At 38.2% G+C, this 17,641-nt stretch carries 18 protein-coding genes; 1 reads left to right on the top strand and 17 read right to left on the bottom strand.

Features of this window, described 5'->3' with window-relative positions; translation table 11 throughout:
• Window positions 1-600: 600 nt before the first annotated feature.
• The 5 genes from U8D43_RS01950 to U8D43_RS01930 all read right to left on the bottom strand — a co-directional run bounded on the left by U8D43_RS01950 (window position 601) and on the right by U8D43_RS01930 (window position 4,753).
• On the bottom strand, window positions 601-843 hold the full coding sequence (locus U8D43_RS01950; RefSeq protein WP_335869277.1) for a YrhC family protein: 243 nt from the start codon (window positions 841-843) through the stop codon (window positions 601-603).
• 109 nt (window positions 844-952) lie between these two features.
• Window positions 953-2,086, bottom strand: a complete 1,134-nt coding sequence (locus tag U8D43_RS01945) for a bifunctional cystathionine gamma-lyase/homocysteine desulfhydrase (RefSeq protein ID WP_335869276.1) — start codon at window positions 2,084-2,086, stop codon at window positions 953-955.
• A gap of 2 nt (window positions 2,087-2,088) precedes the next feature.
• Window positions 2,089-3,012 carry a PLP-dependent cysteine synthase family protein gene (locus tag U8D43_RS01940; protein WP_335869390.1) on the bottom strand — a complete coding sequence of 308 codons (924 nt, stop codon included), beginning with the start codon at window positions 3,010-3,012 and terminating at the stop codon, window positions 2,089-2,091.
• Between the two features lie 395 nt (window positions 3,013-3,407).
• The gene (mtnN, locus tag U8D43_RS01935; RefSeq protein ID WP_335869275.1) at window positions 3,408-4,100 is read right to left on the bottom strand and encodes a 5'-methylthioadenosine/S-adenosylhomocysteine nucleosidase; all 693 of its coding nucleotides are present in this window, start codon (window positions 4,098-4,100) and stop codon (window positions 3,408-3,410) included.
• 14 nt (window positions 4,101-4,114) lie between these two features.
• Window positions 4,115-4,753 carry a class I SAM-dependent DNA methyltransferase gene (locus U8D43_RS01930; protein ID WP_335869274.1) on the bottom strand — a complete coding sequence of 213 codons (639 nt, stop codon included), beginning with the start codon at window positions 4,751-4,753 and terminating at the stop codon, window positions 4,115-4,117.
• Between the two features lie 171 nt (window positions 4,754-4,924).
• Here U8D43_RS01930 and U8D43_RS01925 point away from each other — a divergent pair, with 171 nt between their 5' ends.
• Window positions 4,925-5,131: a DUF2536 family protein gene (locus tag U8D43_RS01925; RefSeq protein ID WP_335869273.1), complete on the top strand. Its 207-nt coding sequence runs from the start codon at window positions 4,925-4,927 to the stop codon at window positions 5,129-5,131.
• Window positions 5,132-5,153: 22 nt separating this feature from the next.
• Here the strand turns inward: U8D43_RS01925 and U8D43_RS01920 are convergent, their stop codons facing one another.
• The 12 genes from U8D43_RS01920 to alaS form a co-directional block, all read right to left on the bottom strand.
• Window positions 5,154-5,828, bottom strand: a complete 675-nt coding sequence (locus U8D43_RS01920; RefSeq protein ID WP_335869272.1) for a YrrS family protein — start codon at window positions 5,826-5,828, stop codon at window positions 5,154-5,156.
• Window positions 5,829-5,910: 82 nt separating this feature from the next.
• Window positions 5,911-7,668: a penicillin-binding transpeptidase domain-containing protein gene (locus tag U8D43_RS01915; protein ID WP_335869271.1), complete on the bottom strand. Its 1,758-nt coding sequence runs from the start codon at window positions 7,666-7,668 to the stop codon at window positions 5,911-5,913.
• A 279-nt stretch (window positions 7,669-7,947) separates the two neighbouring features.
• Window positions 7,948-8,424, bottom strand: a complete 477-nt coding sequence (gene greA / locus U8D43_RS01910; protein WP_335869270.1) for a transcription elongation factor GreA — start codon at window positions 8,422-8,424, stop codon at window positions 7,948-7,950.
• Window positions 8,425-8,691: 267 nt separating this feature from the next.
• On the bottom strand, window positions 8,692-9,327 hold the full coding sequence (udk, locus tag U8D43_RS01905) for a uridine kinase (RefSeq protein WP_442893542.1): 636 nt from the start codon (window positions 9,325-9,327) through the stop codon (window positions 8,692-8,694).
• 8 nt (window positions 9,328-9,335) lie between these two features.
• Window positions 9,336-10,607: a peptidase U32 family protein gene (locus U8D43_RS01900; RefSeq protein WP_335869268.1), complete on the bottom strand. Its 1,272-nt coding sequence runs from the start codon at window positions 10,605-10,607 to the stop codon at window positions 9,336-9,338.
• Window positions 10,608-10,752: 145 nt separating this feature from the next.
• Window positions 10,753-11,682: a peptidase U32 family protein gene (locus U8D43_RS01895; RefSeq protein WP_335869267.1), complete on the bottom strand. Its 930-nt coding sequence runs from the start codon at window positions 11,680-11,682 to the stop codon at window positions 10,753-10,755.
• Window positions 11,679-12,329 carry an O-methyltransferase gene (locus U8D43_RS01890; RefSeq protein WP_335869265.1) on the bottom strand — a complete coding sequence of 217 codons (651 nt, stop codon included), beginning with the start codon at window positions 12,327-12,329 and terminating at the stop codon, window positions 11,679-11,681. Before U8D43_RS01890 ends, U8D43_RS01895 begins: the two co-directional genes overlap by 4 nt.
• A 208-nt stretch (window positions 12,330-12,537) precedes the next feature.
• Window positions 12,538-13,677, bottom strand: a complete 1,140-nt coding sequence (gene mltG / locus U8D43_RS01885; protein WP_335869264.1) for an endolytic transglycosylase MltG — start codon at window positions 13,675-13,677, stop codon at window positions 12,538-12,540.
• Window positions 13,678-13,924: 247 nt separating this feature from the next.
• Complete coding sequence (locus U8D43_RS01880; protein WP_335869263.1) at window positions 13,925-14,218, bottom strand: DUF1292 domain-containing protein; 294 nt, start codon at window positions 14,216-14,218, stop codon at window positions 13,925-13,927.
• Between the two features lie 13 nt (window positions 14,219-14,231).
• The gene (gene ruvX, locus U8D43_RS01875; protein WP_335869262.1) at window positions 14,232-14,648 is read right to left on the bottom strand and encodes a Holliday junction resolvase RuvX; all 417 of its coding nucleotides are present in this window, start codon (window positions 14,646-14,648) and stop codon (window positions 14,232-14,234) included.
• 11 nt (window positions 14,649-14,659) lie between these two features.
• Entirely contained in the window at window positions 14,660-14,917 is a 258-nt protein-coding gene (locus tag U8D43_RS01870; protein ID WP_335869261.1) for an IreB family regulatory phosphoprotein, read from the bottom strand.
• A gap of 76 nt (window positions 14,918-14,993) precedes the next feature.
• The gene (gene alaS / locus U8D43_RS01865; protein WP_335869260.1) at window positions 14,994-17,627 is read right to left on the bottom strand and encodes an alanine--tRNA ligase; all 2,634 of its coding nucleotides are present in this window, start codon (window positions 17,625-17,627) and stop codon (window positions 14,994-14,996) included.
• Window positions 17,628-17,641 lie beyond the last annotated feature (14 nt).

Here is a 17,641-nt window from a genome sequence, read left to right as displayed (position 1 = left end):
AGTTTTTAAATGCGTATGAAATCATTGTAATCGTCCTCCTTTAGTTTTTCTTACAGTGGTAAGTATATCCAAAAATATTGGTAATGTAAACCACTTTTTTAAAATTTAGGCTGTTTTTTATAACTGTGCAGTTTGTATTTCTATATAAAGCAGTAATAAAAATATATTTCGTGTTCTTTTGCAAGGAACCACCATTAAGACTGATGCCTCATGCTCATTTTCCGAAAAACCTTTTGTTAAATGTTGCCCAGTGGTGCAACACAAATAATTCCATGCAATTTATTCAAGGAATCATGACTAATGGACCTCTTTTCCTTTGATATTACCAACTTCGCTCCTTTACCATCAGCTAACACTTACTAAAGAAACCTATTTTCTTTTTTCCAATCTCCGCATTAAATTCTGAACTAAAAAAACGCCTTTTGGCGTTTTTTAAGAAGACTATTTTCGCAAAGCTTGTTGCTTTTCAAATTAGTTTATCCTCTTTGATATAGCTTTGTATCTGGAATTTTTCGTCTGTTATTGATGGAAATCAACAGTGAAATGGAAGATTAAATCAAAAATCAGATGAAATAGCCACCATGTATACGAAAAGAGCCTTTAAGAAAATGGTCTTTCATTCTCAAGTTTGGCAAGTTGTTTTTTTATTAAAATTGCTTGAAAAAAGAAGTAAAATGATAAACTTAAAAAAATCGTCGTGAAGGTCATCAGAGTATATATCTTTATTGTGGTTTTCCCCATTGTCGGAAGTACCACTCCTAAATATAGAAATACACTTAATGCGACCAACGTGAACCCAAATCGCTTATAATCAATGATTTTCTCATTTAATCTTTTTTTCATCGTCAACACCCGCTTCAAAGAATCTCAAGTTGTGAAGTTACTATATCACAACTTCTCATGTATTCTAACAAGCAAATATAACCATAAATAGAATAATTTTCCTGAGGGTTTATCGTAATGCTTGTTGTAAATCTTCAATCAAGTCTTCGACATCCTCAAGTCCTACCGAAATACGAACTAATCCATCTGTTATTCCTAACTCATTCCGACGCTCTTTCGGAATAGAAGCATGGGTCATGCGAGCTGGTACTGAAATTAAGCTTTCAACTGTACCTAGACTTTCTGCTAAAGTAAAAAACTTAGTATTCTCAAGCAAGTGATCCGCCTGTTTCTCACTTCCAACATCAAATGACACCATCCCACCGAAGCCACGTCCCTGCTTTTTGGCAATCTCGTGATTAGAATGATTAGTGAGACCTGGGTAATACACTTTGCTTACTTTCGGATGCGTTTCGAGGAAGTCGACGATTTGATTCGTGTTGCTTTCATGTTCTTCCATTCGAATGCCAAGGGTTTTTATCCCTCTAATTAGTAAGTACGCATCTTGTGGCCCTAGAACCCCCCCTGTGGAGTTTTGCACAAAGTGAAGATCTTCTCCTAATTCCTTTGTTTTTGTGACAACAAGACCCGCGACAACATCACTATGCCCGCCGATGTATTTAGTCGCACTGTGAAGGACGATATCAGCTCCTAGACTTAATGGGTTTTGCCAATAAGGCGTGCTAAAGGTGTTATCCACAATAGTAACCAGATTATTCTGTTTGGCTATATTACTAGCAGCTTCAATATCAGTCACTTTTAAAAGTGGATTAGTCGGTGTTTCTATATAAAGAGCTTTGGTGTTTTCCTGAACAGCTTTTTCAATATTTTTTAAATCACTTGTATCAATAAAGGTGGCTTGAATCCCAAATCTATTTAACACCTTCGTAATTACTCGAAAAGTCCCCCCGTAAACATCATCCGTAAAAACAATATGGTCTCCACTTTTAAATAACATCATGACAGCAGTAATTGCTGCCATTCCAGAGCCAAAGGCAAAACCACGATCTCCGCCTTCTAAGTCTTTGATTAATTCTTCAAGAGCATGCCGAGTGGGATTACCCGTCCGCGAGTATTCGAACCCTTTATGACCTCCTACACTTTCTTGCTTGTACGTACTCACTTGATAGATAGGTACATTTACTGCTCCTGTATGAGGATCAGTAGGAATGCCTCCGTGTATAAGCTTTGTTTTTCGACGCATTTTTATATTCCTCCTTCGTAGATTTTTTTACTTAAATATCGTTCACTTGAATCTGGAAACACCGTTACAATATGACTCCCTCGTTTGGCATTTTTTGCTTCTAGCAAGCTTGCATGTAGAGCCGCACCAGACGAGCTTCCAACCAACAACCCTTCTTTTAATGCTAATTCTTTCACTCGAGCAAAAGCTTCTTCATCTGAAATTGTATGAATACTATCAAAGTAAGAAGGATCCATGTACGAAGGAAGGAATTCCATGCCAATTCCTTCAGTTTTATGAGGTCCTGATTCCCCCCCATTTAAAATGGAGCCAACCGGTTCAACAATTGCCGTTTTGATGTTTGCTTTTTGTTCTTTTAAGTATTGTGCTGTGCCCATAAATGTTCCTCCAGTTCCTGCTCCAGCTACAAATATATCGACTTTCCCTTCTAACTGCTCCCATATTTCCGGACCAAGTGTTTTATAATAGGTTAATGGATTGGCAGCATTGTCAAATTGCTGCGGACAATAGGAATGTGGAATTTCATTTAGAAGTTGCTGCGCTTTTTCGATAGCTCCTTTCATTCCTAGGTGAGTAGGGGTATGTACAATGGTTGCTCCTAGTGCCTTCATTAGTTCTTGTTTTTCCATGCTGAATTTTTCCGGAATACAAAACAAGACATTGATATCTCGATGAATGGCGGCTAGAGCTAAGCCAATGCCTGTATTTCCAGCTGTTGGTTCAATTATGGTTCCTCCAGCAGATACTTTTTCTGTATTAATGGCCTCCTCTATTAGCTCCTTTCCTAGTCGATCTTTAATGCTTCCTCCAGGGTTATAAAACTCTAATTTGGCAAAAAGACGAACTTCATTAGGAAGGGAGAAGTGTTTAATTTCAATGAGAGGAGTGTTTCCAATTAATTCGTGAATAGAAGAATAGGTGTTCATCATTTTTACCCCCGGAATAATAATCAATCCTACAAACAATAAGGTTATTTTCGCAAAGTTAGTTGCTTTTCGTATCATATTATCATCTATGATATAGCTTTATTTTGGCATCAATTCGTCTGTTTTTGATGGAAATGAACAGTGAAATGGAGAATTTATCCAAAAATCAGATGAAATAGCCACAGTGTATACGAAAAGAGCCAATAATAAAGATGAAAGGGACTCTATATGGAGTCCCTTATTTACTTAAGGCTGTTTTTCTCAGCGGTATATACCGTAAAAATAAAAGGTCTTTAATTATCATTTTCTTGTTTTTTGAATGAAATCCCTGAAACATTGAAAGATAACAACGACTAGTAAATTAAATAGGAAAAATGTATACGAAATACCCTTACTTAAAGTGTCGCCACAATCTTCATGACTAAATGAGCCGAATTGACAGCTGCAATATCTAAGAACTGTTCAAAAGAGACATTAGATTCTTTACCTGCAATATCGGACAGTGCACGAATAATCACAAACGGAACTGCGAAATTATGTGCAACTTGAGCTACTGCTGCCGCTTCCATCTCTACTGCTTGTAAGTCAGCAAATTTGTTACGAATCGCCGTTACTCGATCTGGATCACTCATAAATGAATCTCCAGTAGCAATTAGTCCTTTTACCACCTGAGCATCCATTGTATCTTTCGCCGCAGCTTCTGCTAAAGAGACGAGTTTTTCATCGGCCGTGAATGCGGCTGGGAGCTGAGGCACTTGACCATATTCATAACCAAACGCTGTCACATCAACGTCATGATGGCGCACCTCAGTAGAGATAACAACATCTCCTACATTTAATGATGCATCAAATCCACCCGCTGAACCTGTATTGATGATGACGTCTGGTCTGAACTTTTCTAAAAGAATGGCTGTGGACATCGCTGCGTTAACTTTCCCGATGCCCGAACGAAGCAATATCACTTCTTTTCCGTGCATGGTACCGACCGTAAATTCACATCCAGCAATCTCTTCAGTGTGTACTCCTTCAATGTTTGATCGTAATAAAACCACTTCTTCTTCCATTGCCCCAATAATTGCTGCTTTCATGAAAATACCTCTTTCTATTGTTTGATTGCTTCCATGAGCCAAACAAAAGCATTGCAGCGGATGAATGTGACGGAAAAACCAGCCTCTTCTGCCATTTGAGTTAATGCAGGTATCGTTGTATAGTGCTCACGCTTTAAATCCTGCGCTAAATCTTCAAAACCTTGCTTTTCAGCCTTTTCAATTCCATCTGAGTATGCTTGAGATGACAGATACATGGTGTCTGCAAACACTATTTTACCACCTTTATTCAATAGGTTTCCATATTGATGAAAAGCTTGTGCTTTTTCCGTATCTGTTAAGTGATGAAATGCATATGTGCTAACAATCGTATCCGGTTTACCATCAACTGAATAGCTTAAAAAATCCCCATCCACGACAGATATACTCTCGCCAAATTTCTTTTGAAAAACCGCTCTCATTTCCTTTGATGGTTCGATTCCAATGACATTATATCCCTTTTGAACTAATTTTGCGGATAAATTCCCTGTTCCACTTCCGAACTCCCATATCGTTCCACTTGATCTTTCGCACACCATGGTCAATATCTCTTCGTACCCTTCAAAAACTTCTTTGTATTGAAGATCATGACCTTCAACCGTTTTATCATATGAATCTGCCCACTCTTCAAAAATGTCTAAAAATTCCCTTCCCATTTTAGCACCTCAATATCTCAAAGTATATAATTCCTATGAGTATACTATGAATTAAAATTAAAACTGTTATTAACTTATCATATGTTTCTGAGAAGTTCAATAAAGAATACTTGCTTACACCGTCGTGTTTTACTTAAAATAGAGAAGAAGCTTTCGCTAGGGGGTGATTTCTTGGAGTTAAACTTAGATTTATTTCAAGATAAAATTGAATTTTTTGAAGACACGAACTTAAAAGACTTAGAAAGAAAAATAAATGAACAAATTCAGCATAATAAGGCCATTTTATTGGAGGTTCATTCTGTTTCGCATCAAGTTGCCTTAAATATAGATGGACAACCTTTATACAGCGCTGTTGTTCATTTCAAACAAACAAAATAAAACAGCTGGGCACATGAGTGCCTCAGCTGTTTGTTTTTTTATCATTCTCTAATAGACGGTCCACCTTAGTCGGCTTCCACCCTTGACCATCCATCCACTCAATATAGACACGATAAATTTCCATTTCATTTGAAGAAGTTACTGTTCCGATGGCCTTGTTCGGACCACCACCATTTCCTATATACCACACTGTCATATCACCAAGAGGTAAATTCGCTCCTAGAGCAATGGCTTTTTCTTTTTCTTGCCAATCAATTGACCCCACTTCATAACTTGAAACATGCTCTCCTTCTTGAGAAGTGGGGATAGGTTTCCATGTATTATTTACATAGGTATCTTCCACATTAGGATCATTATTATTTTCGGAAATGACTATTTCCTGCTCAGAATCCCCAGATTCCACTTCGTCGGTCTTCTCTGCTTCCTCAGATGGGCTTTGAGTTTCTTCCTTTACTTCCATTTCCACCTTTTCTTTCGCGTCACTCTCGGTTTCTTTTACTTCTTCTTTCCCAGCCTTTTCGTTAAGCGGTTCCTTCTTACTGGCACTCTCTGATGAATCGATTGCAACATCTTCATTAAATACGATATTGTATCCTGTAAAAACGATTAAGCCAAGGACTACTACTATTAATGAGTTTAATATAATATTTGCTCTTTTTTTTCGTACTCGTTTATCCGCTCTTGATTTATACCTCACTCATACTCCTCCTACTTATAGACAACAATCCGTCTTTTCTTAAGAGGTTATCATATCTTGTCTACGGAAAAAAGGGGAAAGTTCACTCATTTTCTAAACTTTCTTCATTTTGTGCTATTATTCTTACTGCATCAGCAAACATTTGATGAGCACTTTGACCTGAAAGGGTAGTATTTGCATTAACTGCCACTAAGGCGTATTTTGGATTTTCAAAGGGAAAATAACCAGCGAACCATTTATGATAATAGGGAGTCTCATCTTTGACTTCTACTTGAGCGGTCCCTGTTTTGCCTGCAATTGCATAAGGAAGGGATGAAAGACTATGAGCGGTTCCTTTTTCACTTTCAACTACCCATCTTAATAGCTCTTGTAATTTCATCGCTGTATAAGGAGATAAAGGTGTTTCATTAATCCTCTTATACGGAAAGGTAAACATGGGCGCGCTGCTTTGATATTGAATTTCTGATACTCCCTTTACCATGTGACTCTCTCCGCCCCTTGCAATAGTTGCCATCATATTCGCTACAGCGAGTGGTGTAACTTGCACATTTAGTTGACCTATACCTGTTTGTTTAAAAACACTTTCACTGCCGTTGGTTGGGGGATCAAGAAAGACCTGGCCTCGTTCTTCATCAAGTTGAGCAAAATCCTGATAATGAAAAATATCCCCTTTCCAGCCTGATCCTCCGATAACGCCTAATTTTTCTGCATAGGTGGTAAGAATACTAGGACTTATGCGAGCCAGACGTTCAGATAGTTCTCCGAAGGTAGCATTACAACTTTTAGCAAAGCTATCTTTAAATGTTAGTAGACCATATTGCATTTTCTCTGTCTCTTGTTCGCCATATATATTTACATTACAGTTAAACAGCTCATGTTCATTGACGATTCCTTTTTCAATAGCTGCAGCAGCCACCACTGCTTTAAATACCGAACCAGGAGTAAGTTGAGTAAACATGAGGTTGTTTATACCTTTGGTTTTAAAAGGATCGGCAGTATTTAGCGGCGCTTGTGAAACGACAGCTTTAATCTCACTTTTTTCAATATCTAGCAGAAGAAGCCCACCTTCAATAAGTGCACTTGAATTCAAGTACTCTTCAAAATCTCGTTGAAGAGCAGAATCAATCGTTGTTTTAACTAGAAGAGGGTAAAATGAGTTAGTTGGAGAGGTATATTTTACATCCATCCCGAATAAAGGTCTTCCCAATGCATCCACATGGTACATGAGCTTTTCGTCGCCACTAGATAGTAACAACTCATCAAATGTTCCTTGTAATCCTGTCACACCAATCGGTTGGATATCATTTAAATTGCTGTTAGGATACCTTTTTTCAAATACCTCTTTATTTTCACTTGTAATGCCTATAAATTGTGCTGCCAATGGCGTTGTTAATGAAAGTTTTTCCTTCAAAGCGAAGACCCCATCTATCTTAAGCTGATTAATTTTTGTCGCCTGCTCTTCAGAGAGCGAGGGTTCTAGAATCCGAAGTGGTTTCTTTGTTTCTTTAAGTCTAGATTGGAGATCACTTACGTTCATATTCAAGATAGATGAAATTTTTGCTAAAGCTTCCGTGTTATGTTGAATAAATGAAAATAAAACCAAAATATGCTTCTCTGTATACGATAAGGGTTTAGACGAATCATCGAGAAATTGACCTCGGCCACTGTCAATTACATACTGTTGTGTACGCTGTTGTACACTTTTTTCAATCAGATTGATATTCGCTGCTGAATACGTTTCTGTCTGAAAAAGCTGTAATTGCAAAAGTCTTCCGATTAGCAAGGAGTGAAATAACAAAATACAAATCCCGAAAAATTTTAAACGTTTTTTTCTTTTCATTTCTTCCACCTCATCATCATTGTTGACACAATGAACAAAATCATACTAAGGTGAATCCTTGAGCAATAAGAAAAGCGCAAGTGGTTGCCTAGGGATGACTGATAAATATTTGCCTACCTAGCCTTTAGGGAGGTATCAAAAAATAGGGACGAAATTGCGTTCAGATTACATTTCACTAAGCTAATGGTTTGTTGGGTCCAACATACTCAAAATCAATATTTAGACAAAAAAATGACCATTCGTAGGCTTTTATACCTCCGGATGGTCATTCATTGAACCTTATTTAATGGCTGTGATTCTTACCTTCATGTCTCCGCCAGGTGTGTGAACAGAAACTTCTTCTCCAACTTTTTTCCCAAGTAAGCTTTTTGCAATGGGTGAATCGTTTGATATTTTCCCTTCAAATGGGTCTGCTTCTGCACTACCAACGATGGAATATGACTCTTCATCCCCACCTGGTAGTTCAACAAAGGACACGGATTTACCTAAGGTTACAATGTCTTTCGCCTGTTCATCTTCTTGAATGATTTTTGCATTTCGAATCATTGCTTCTAGAGTGGAAATACGTCCTTCTACAAAAGCTTGCTCTTCTTTAGCTGAATCATACTCCGAGTTCTCGGACAAATCTCCAAAACTTCTCGCAATCTTTATTCTTTCAACAACTTCTTTACGCTTTACTGATTTTAATTGATCTAATTCTTGTTCCAGCTTTTCTTTACCTGCTTGTGTCATGGGGAATACTTTTTCTGCTGCCAAATCCCTTCACTCCTTCTGTGATTTACGGTTTACGTATTCAAAATGTCATCTTTATGTAAGAGAATACGCTTAAAAAAATACGGATTTAGCGCAACCAAGCTGGCCGCGCTAGAGAAAAATAAGTTCACGAAAATCGAGAACTCTTTATAAATTGTATCGTCCATAAATCAAGTACTTTTAATTAGAAAAATACGGTGGATATGAACAAAGAACGAAGCAATCATGCAAAATTACAAGCATATCGTTTCGTGTATCTATGTTATCGTATTACAAAAATGATTTTTGTTCAAGAATAGTTTGAATTTTTGTGACCATTAAATCAATCGCCACATGATTATGCCCACCTTCAGGAACAATGACGTCAGCATAGCGTTTAGTCGGCTCAATAAATTGATTATGCATAGGACGAACCACATTCACATATTGATCAATCACAGAATCAATCGAACGACCACGCTCTTTAATATCACGAAGCATGCGACGTATAATGCGAAGATCCGCATCAGTATCAACGTATAGTTTAATATCCATTAGGTTACGCAATCTTTCATCTTCTAATACAAGAATCCCTTCAAGGATAATCACATCTTTTGGTTCTACGTGAATCGTATCTTCTGAACGAGTGTGCATTTTATAGTCATACACTGGTTTTTCAATTTCTTCGTGACGTAATAAACATTGTAGATGATTGATTAATAAATCGTTATCAAATGCTAAGGGATGGTCATAATTCGTTTTTAATCTTTCCTCAAACGGTAAGTGACTTTGATCTTTATAGTAAAAATCTTGCTGGACCATTAAAATGGAATGCTCTTGAAACGATTCATAAATCGCTCTTGTAACACTCGTTTTCCCGGAGCCTGATCCTCCAGCTACTCCAATTACAATTGGTTTTGGTTCCATTTTTCCCATTAGTTCTCCTTTCGCATCATGTTGTTAGCATACACAGGTTGATCTACTTTAAATCGAACAATTTGGAGCGGATGACGTGCTGCATCTAGTTCCTGACCCTCTTCATCCCATATGGTCTCAATCACTTGTGTAAAGTTCTCGATTTCTGGACCGAAAAACTCTACTTCATGGCCTGGTTTGAAATGATTGCGTTGTTGTAGTGTGACTATGCTTGTATCAGCATCGTAGTCGAGAACAAGTCCAATAAATTCGGTCGTTGTTTTTCGGCCGTGCACACCAAACATTTGCTCTTGAAAGCCCGGTATACCCTCAAAAAAGGCTGATGCCGCATCACGATTGGCACATTTCTCTAATTCAACTAGCCATTCTTTTTTTATTTTAAAGTTTGCTGGGTCTGCACAATAAGCATCAATGATCTTTCGGTATACGCTTACTACGGTGGCAATGTAGTGAATGGATTTCATTCGCCCTTCAATTTTTAGTGAATCAATCCCAAGTTCGATCATTTGGGGAATAGACTCAACTAACTTTAGGTCTTTTGGACTCATCGCAAAAGGAGCATCATTTTCAGTGAATAAAGCTTCCTCTTCTTCTTGATTTTGCTCGTAAAGATCATAATCCCAACGGCATGATTGACAGCAGCCACCACGGTTAGAATCACGTGCCGTCATATGATTAGATAAAGTACAGCGTCCCGAATAAGAAATACACATTGCCCCATGTATAAAAGTTTCAATCTCAATATCCACTTTTTCCTTCATTTCCCGAATTTCTTCTCCACTTACTTCACGTGCCAAGACGACACGATCGAGGCCTTCTTGTTTCCAGAAATCAATCGCCTTCCAGTTTGAAAGAGACTGCTGTGTGCTTAGGTGTACTTCTACTTTAGGAGCTACTTTACGGCATGTTTCGATAATAAGGGGATCCGCCACAATAATTCCTGTAATTCCGGCTTCTTGCAAACCACGAAGGTAATCCTCTAATCCGTTAATATTTTCATTATGCGCATAGATATTCGTTGTCACATAGATCTTTGCGCCATACTTCTGAGCAAACTCCACACCTTCTTTCATGTCTGCAAAGGTGAAATTTCCTGCGTTTGAGCGTAAACCATATTCTTGTCCACCAATATATACTGCATCAGCTCCGTAGTGAACAGCGATTTTCAACTTCTCAAGATTTCCAGCAGGGGCAAGTAATTCAGGTTTTTTTACGATGACACGTTTACCGTTCACAACTTGTGAAATTTTATCGCTTATGATTGCCGACATTCTATTTCCTCCTTTTTTGATTTATTCACCTTCGAAAAGTGCAATTCGTCCAACTATAGGATTATGACCTCAAGCCAGTAGCGCCTAGAGATAGAAACAAAAACTAACCATCTATACGTTCTTGCTTATTCAAAAACCGTTCATTTTAATAGACTGTTTCTTTAAAGAAAAATCCTGTATCTAGTGGTCGATTGCTCGGTTGAAGTTCTTCCAATCTTTCTAGCAATTGCTCTTTCTTTTCTTCGTAGGCATCTTCATCTGCCTTACATAAGTCAATAGCTTCTCTATACAATTTAGTAACTGCTACGATATACTCCGAAGATTTCAATACTCCATCAATTTTGAACGATTCAATCCCAGCCTCAACCATCTCTTGGAGCTCATCGATAATACATATATCGTTCGGGCTCATAATGTGTGTGCCGTTTTCATCTTCAAATATAGGATATTTATTTTCACGTTCTTTATCATGCAAAATCATATTTTTATTGGCTTTTCGATTTTCAATCTCCATCGCTTTGCCTTGATACTCAAAATAATTTCCAAGCAGTGATCGCTTCGATTGGAACATACACGTCATGCCATGAACTTGGACTTCAAGCTCGACTTCTGCATTCTCTTTCATTTCAATCACTGTATCCATATTAATTTCACGTGCTAAAACTGCACGCTTAGACCCTCTTCGTCCCCAGTAATTGCATGTATACCAATTCGTAGCTGTTGTTTCTGTATTCCAATGGAGCGGCATATCTGGTGCCACTTCTCGAACCGCCATTAAAACCGCAGGATCACCAAAGATGATCGCATCGGCGTTAGCCTCCTTAAGAAACGCCACGTAGTCGGTTAGAGATTCTACTTTTTCATTATGAAAAATAGCATTCATCGCAACATAGACTTTCTTGCCTAGTTCATGCGCTATTGATATAGATTCTTTTACTTGTTCTCGGTTAAATTCACCTGCAAGTCGTAATCCGAATTTCTGTTCTCCTAAAACAAATGCATCGGCACCAGCTTCAGCTAATAATCGGATATCTTCCACCTTTGTTGGTGTGACTAATAGTTCTGGCTTTTTCATATCGTTTCACCTCTTTTTATGCTAATCGCCAGTCCGTCGCCTACTGGTAAAATGCTTGTCTGAAAGTGGGAATGACCCATCAACCACTCATTATAGTGTTGTATTTTTTTTACTAACATTTTTAAATTCCGACTATTAATGCTCTCTAGATTTGTAACAAATCCTTTAAAAAGAACATTATCTGTATAAACGATCCCAGCAACAGAAAGCATTGGTGTATACAGTTCAAAAAACTTTTTATACTGACCTTTTGCAGCGTCAATGAAGATAGCATCAAAAGGAGCTAATGGGTCAATGATTTCATTTACATCTAAAGCATCGCCATGTATTAAAGTTATACGGTCTTTTGCCTCTGAGCGAGCAATAAAGGACTGTGCTTCTTTATAACGTTTGAGATCTCGTTCGATGGTGACAAATTGTCCTTGTGGCAGTGCTTCTGCCATTCGAAGTACGGAGTATCCAATCGCTGTTCCTACTTCTAATATCCTTGCTGGTTGCTGAATTCTAAGCAGTTGGAGTAAATTCTCGATACCTACTAATTCCATAATAGGGACCTTTTGCTCTTTGGCGTATATTTCCATTTCGGTTAAGAGTAAATTTCGTTCCTTCACTAGACCTTCTATATATGAATGGATGGAATCGTTCATGTTGACCCCGCCTTTTCTTACAGATCATTTGCTTTGTCCATGAAAAAATAGCGTTCACAGAAAAATGAAATAAAAAGGGAGAAAACTGTCATTATCTTCCTTATCTATCCCAGTTTTTCGCTGTGTAAAACGCTACATTCTAAAAACACTTTTTCTATTTTAACATAAAAAGAAGAGGAAAGCGAACCTTTCTCTCCCCTCTCTTTGTCTAATTGTTAAGAATTAATTCAGACCGTAATTCCTCATGTTGTGCGAGTGTTTCACTAAAAAAGATTTCTGTAACACCTTCCTCATTCTCAGCAGCTAAGAAATAAAAATAATTTGTGTCGACTGGTTTTAAAGCTGCCTCGAGAGAAGTTACACTCGGATTCGCTATAGGTCCTGGTGGTAGACCTTGTATTTGGTAGGTGTTATATGGTGAGTCAAATGCATAGTCCTTTTCAAACAAGCGATTTTTGTGCTTGCCCATCCCATACAAAACGGTTGGATCGGTTTGTAGAGGCATACCTTCGTCTAATCGATTATAGAATACACTTGCGACTTTTTTTCGACTTAATTCTTGCTTTGCTTCTTCCTCAATTAGAGAAGACATAGTGACTAAATCATGAACCGACATTTCTTGCTCTTCACGCAAATCACTAAAATCAGCTAATACTTCATCCGTTTTAGCGAGGATAGTATATATCATCTCTTCAATCGCTGGTTTTTCCTCATAAAAAGCATATGTCGCTGGATATAAGTAGCCTTCAAGTGGATAGCGAATGTTTTCCGCTTGGATATCTTCTGTTAAAAGTTCCGGAAAACGGGCCTTTGCTTTTTCGATAAACTTTTTGTCATTAATCTTGTCAAGAAACTCTTCTTTTGAATAAGGAGTTTTACTCTCAAAGTCTTTCGCAATTTCTTCAAGCGTAATCCCTTCTTTCACTGTCAATTTAAAAAGGGCTTCTTTATACACTTTCCCTGTCTTTAAGCTCGTAATAATTTCATCTAATGTCATGGATGGTGTTAGGTTATACGTCCCTGCTTGAAAATCAGCTTCATTATTTACTTTGACATAGTATTTAAATACCGTGGCATTATGAATGATGCCGTTTTCCTCTAAAATACCCCCGATCGTGGTAACACCCGAACCAATTGGTATTTCTACAGGTACTTCTTTTTCACTGTCAATTTCAACGGGTTGAAGGGCGGCTTTAATATAGATGTAGCCTCCAAGAATTGCTCCCGTTACAACAAAGAGAACGATTGCCAGCATTATCAAAACAATTTTCCGAATGAGCTTGGCGTCATTTTGTCTCTCTTTTAAGTTTTCCCACCATTGTTCTCTTCTTGATTTTTGTTCATCCATCTACTTTTATTCCCCCTTTTCGAGCTAAAGCGGGACAATCTCCCAAATTTCGTATTCACTATAATAGTATACAACATTTTCTAGAAAGAAAAATAGAAATAGTTAATTTTCCTTCCTAATGATTGTTTTAGTTTCAATAAGGAATGCATCAGGTATTTGTATCTAGACACCATACTATTTCTAAAATCATACATTCTTACATTTCACGCAAAAAAAAGAGGCGATAATCCGCCGCCTCTCTTCTTCTTTATTCTTCTTCTTCCTCTTCTTGGTCAAGGAATGTATTTAGCATTTCTTCGATCATATCCCACTCTTCGTCCGTTTCGATTGGTTTTAAATCGCCTTCTTCACCTTCAACATTTGGGTTAAAAGAAGAAGCATGAATTTCGATTTCTTCATTCTCATCCTCTTCTGCCCCTACCGGGTAGTAAAGAACATATGATTTTCCGAATTCTTCATTTTCAAAAGTAAAAAGAACCTCGCATAGCTGTTCGCTTCCTTGTTCATCAATAATTGTAATCTGCTTTTCACCGTGTTCCATTTTATTCACCTCATTATTTTATGCTATCTAAATAGCCTTGTAAAATCATCATGGCTGCTATTTTATCGATGACTTTTTTGCGTTTCTTCCGACTCACATCTGCTTCAAGTAATACTCTTTCAGCGGCCATTGTCGTTAAACGCTCGTCCCACAAAACGACAGAGATACCTAGCTTTTTTTCAAGATCGCGCCCATATTTTCGTGACGCCTCTCCTCGTGGACCGATAGTGTTATTCATATTTTTTGGCAAGCCAATAACAAGTTTTTCTACTTCATACTCTTTTACTAATTGTGCTACTCGGTCGTAGCCAAACTGCCCTTTTGTTTCATCGATTTTAATCGTTTCAATTCCTTGAGCAGTCCAGCCCAGCGCATCACTAATGGCGATGCCGACTGTTTTCGACCCAACATCGAGGCCCATAACTCTCATACTAATCCCTCTTATCCTTGCTTCAAATAGGATTTAACCAGTTCTTCAATAATTTCATCCCGTTCTAATCGTCGAATTGTATTCCGCGCATCTTTATGACGGGGAATATAGGCGGGATCTCCTGACAGAAGGTACCCAACAATTTGATTAATAGGGTTATAGCCTTTTTCTTGTAATGCTTCATGGACTCCAGTTAAAACCTCTTGTACATCTTTTTCAAAAGGTTCATCAGAAAAATCAAATCTCATTGTTTTATCAAAAGAGCTCATTACTTCGCACCTCACTTTAGGCTTGTTTACTGACTCCATAGCTACTATTTACATTGTACACCACTTTACCTGTTTGTTAAACGGATTTGATCCATTCTTCTACAAAAGAAAGTGCAGATTCTAATTGTTCTGGATGTTTACCACCTGCTTGAGCCATGTCAGGACGACCACCCCCGCCGCCTCCACAACGACTAGCCACTTCTTTTACTAGCTTGCCTGCATGGTACCCTTTACCGACAAGATCTTTTGAAACGGAAGCGACAATATTCACTTTTTCTCCATGAATTGAGCCGAGCACAATCACGCCAGTAGGTACTTTCTGCTTAAGTTCATCAACCATATTACGAAGCCCATTCATATCAGTCTCTTGAACTTTAGCTACTAATAAAGAAATACCTTCGACTTCTTTAATACTGTCCGTTAAGCTTCCTGCTTCAATATTGGAGAGCTTAGCTGCATATGATTCATTCTCACGTTGTAGTTCTTTCGTTTCAGCTAATACTGAATCCACTCGTGAGAGAAGATTTTCAGGTTTCGTTTTTAGTTTGTCAGCTACATGCGACATTAATACCACTTTCTCATTTAAATGTTGGTATGCAGCCTTTCCAGTCAACGCTTCAATTCTTCTTGTACCTGCACCGATTCCGCTTTCAGTCACAATCTTAAATAAACCAATAGAGGCGGTATTGTCTACGTGACACCCTCCACAAAGCTCTAAACTATAGTCTCCAACTGACACTACGCGAACTTCGGAGCCATATTTCTCACCAAATAGAGCCATTGCCCCCATCTTCTTCGCTTCGTCTAAAGATTTTACGGCAATCGAAACGTCCGTACTCTTCCAAATCTCTTCATTCACCATGTATTCAATTTTCTCCAATTCTTCAGCTGTTACACTACCAAAATGAGAAAAATCAAAACGTAGGCGATCTGATTGAACTAAGGAACCCGCTTGATTTACATGCTTTCCTAGTACATCCTTTAGTGCCCTGTGAAGCAAATGCGTAGCGGTGTGATTTTTAATTGTTCCTTGGCGTTCATCCTTTTTCACTGTCGCTTTCACTTGTTCGTTGACTTTAATCGTACCTGAAGTAATCTTTACTAAGTGAAGATTTTGTCCGTTTGGCGCTTTTTTTACATGCAGAACAGATGCTTTTCCATTTACACCCACGAGTGTACCGGTATCAGAAACTTGGCCACCACTTTCAGCGTAAAAAGGTGTTTCATTTAATATCAAATGCACTTCTTGACCTTCAACTGCTTCATCCACAAACGTATCATTTGATACAAGCTTCACGATGTTACTTTCTAGGTTCAGCGTGTCATATCCTACAAACTTACTCTCAGCTGTGATTTCACCTAGAACGCCCCCTTGCACTTGCATGGAGCCTACTTCTTGACGAGCAGAACGTGCTCGATTACGCTGTTGCTCCATTGCTTGCTCAAAACCTATATGGTCAACCTTCATACCTTCTTCTTCAGCATACTCTTCGGTTAATTCAACTGGAAAACCATACGTATCATAAAGTCGGAAAACATCTTGACCGGTTATTGTGTCCTGATCAGTTGATTTTGCTTTAGTGATTATTTCTGAAAGGATGGATAGCCCTTCATGTAATGTTTCATGAAAGCGTTCCTCTTCATTTTTGATTACTTTTTGAATAAAATCGATTTTATTTTTTACTTCTGGGTAGAAATCTACCATAATCTCAGCAACCACTGGAACCAATTCATACATAAAGGGACGGTGAATATCAATTTGTTTCGCAAAACGGACCGCTCTTCGAAGCAATCGTCTTAGAACATATCCACGTCCTTCATTAGAAGGCAAAGCTCCGTCTCCGATTGCGAATGAAACCGTTCGAGTATGATCTGCGATAACTTTAAATGCCATACTTGATGCACCTGTTGATGAGTAGGTGATTCCAGCTATTTTCCCAGTCGCTTCTATGATAGGCATAAAAAGATCTGTTTCAAAGTTAGTTGGGACTTCTTGAACAACACAAGTCATTCGTTCGAGGCCCATCCCAGTATCAATATTTTTCTTTGGAAGTGGAGAATACGTTCCATCAGAATTATGATTGAACTGTGAAAAAACCAAATTCCAAACTTCTAAGTATCGGTCATTTTCTCCTCCAGGGAACAATTCTGGATCGCTTTCATCTGCTCCGTAACTTGGTCCACGGTCGTAAAAGATCTCTGTATTCGGACCACTAGGACCCTCTCCGATATCCCAATAGTTTCCTTCTAACGGAATAATTTGCACTTCTGGTAATCCGATTTCATCGCGCCATATCCTCAGTGCTTCTTCATCTTCAGGATGAATGGTCACTGAGATCTTACTCGGATCAAACCCGATCCACTTTTCGCTGGTCAAAAACTCCCATGCCCAATGAATTGCTTCCTTTTTGAAATAATCTCCAATTGAAAAATTTCCGAGCATCTCAAAGAAGGTATGATGACGTGCCGTTTTTCCAACATTCTCAATATCATTTGTTCGAATTGATTTTTGCGCATTCGTTATTCGCGGGTTTTCCGGAATGACACGACCATCAAAATATTTTTTTAAAGTTGCTACGCCTGAGTTGATCCAAAGTAAAGATGGATCATCGTGTGGAACAAGTGAAGCACTCTGTTCAATTCCATGTCCTTTTTCTTGAAAAAAATCTAAATACATTTGACGTATTTGTGCACCTGTTAACTTTTTCATAACATGATCCTCCT

This window comes from Bacillus sp. 2205SS5-2 (assembly GCF_037024155.1).
Lineage (GTDB): Bacteria > Bacillota > Bacilli > Bacillales > Bacillaceae_K > Bacillus_CI.
Note: the sequence above shows the minus strand (reverse complement) of the source record. Positions and strands in the feature narration are given on the sequence as shown.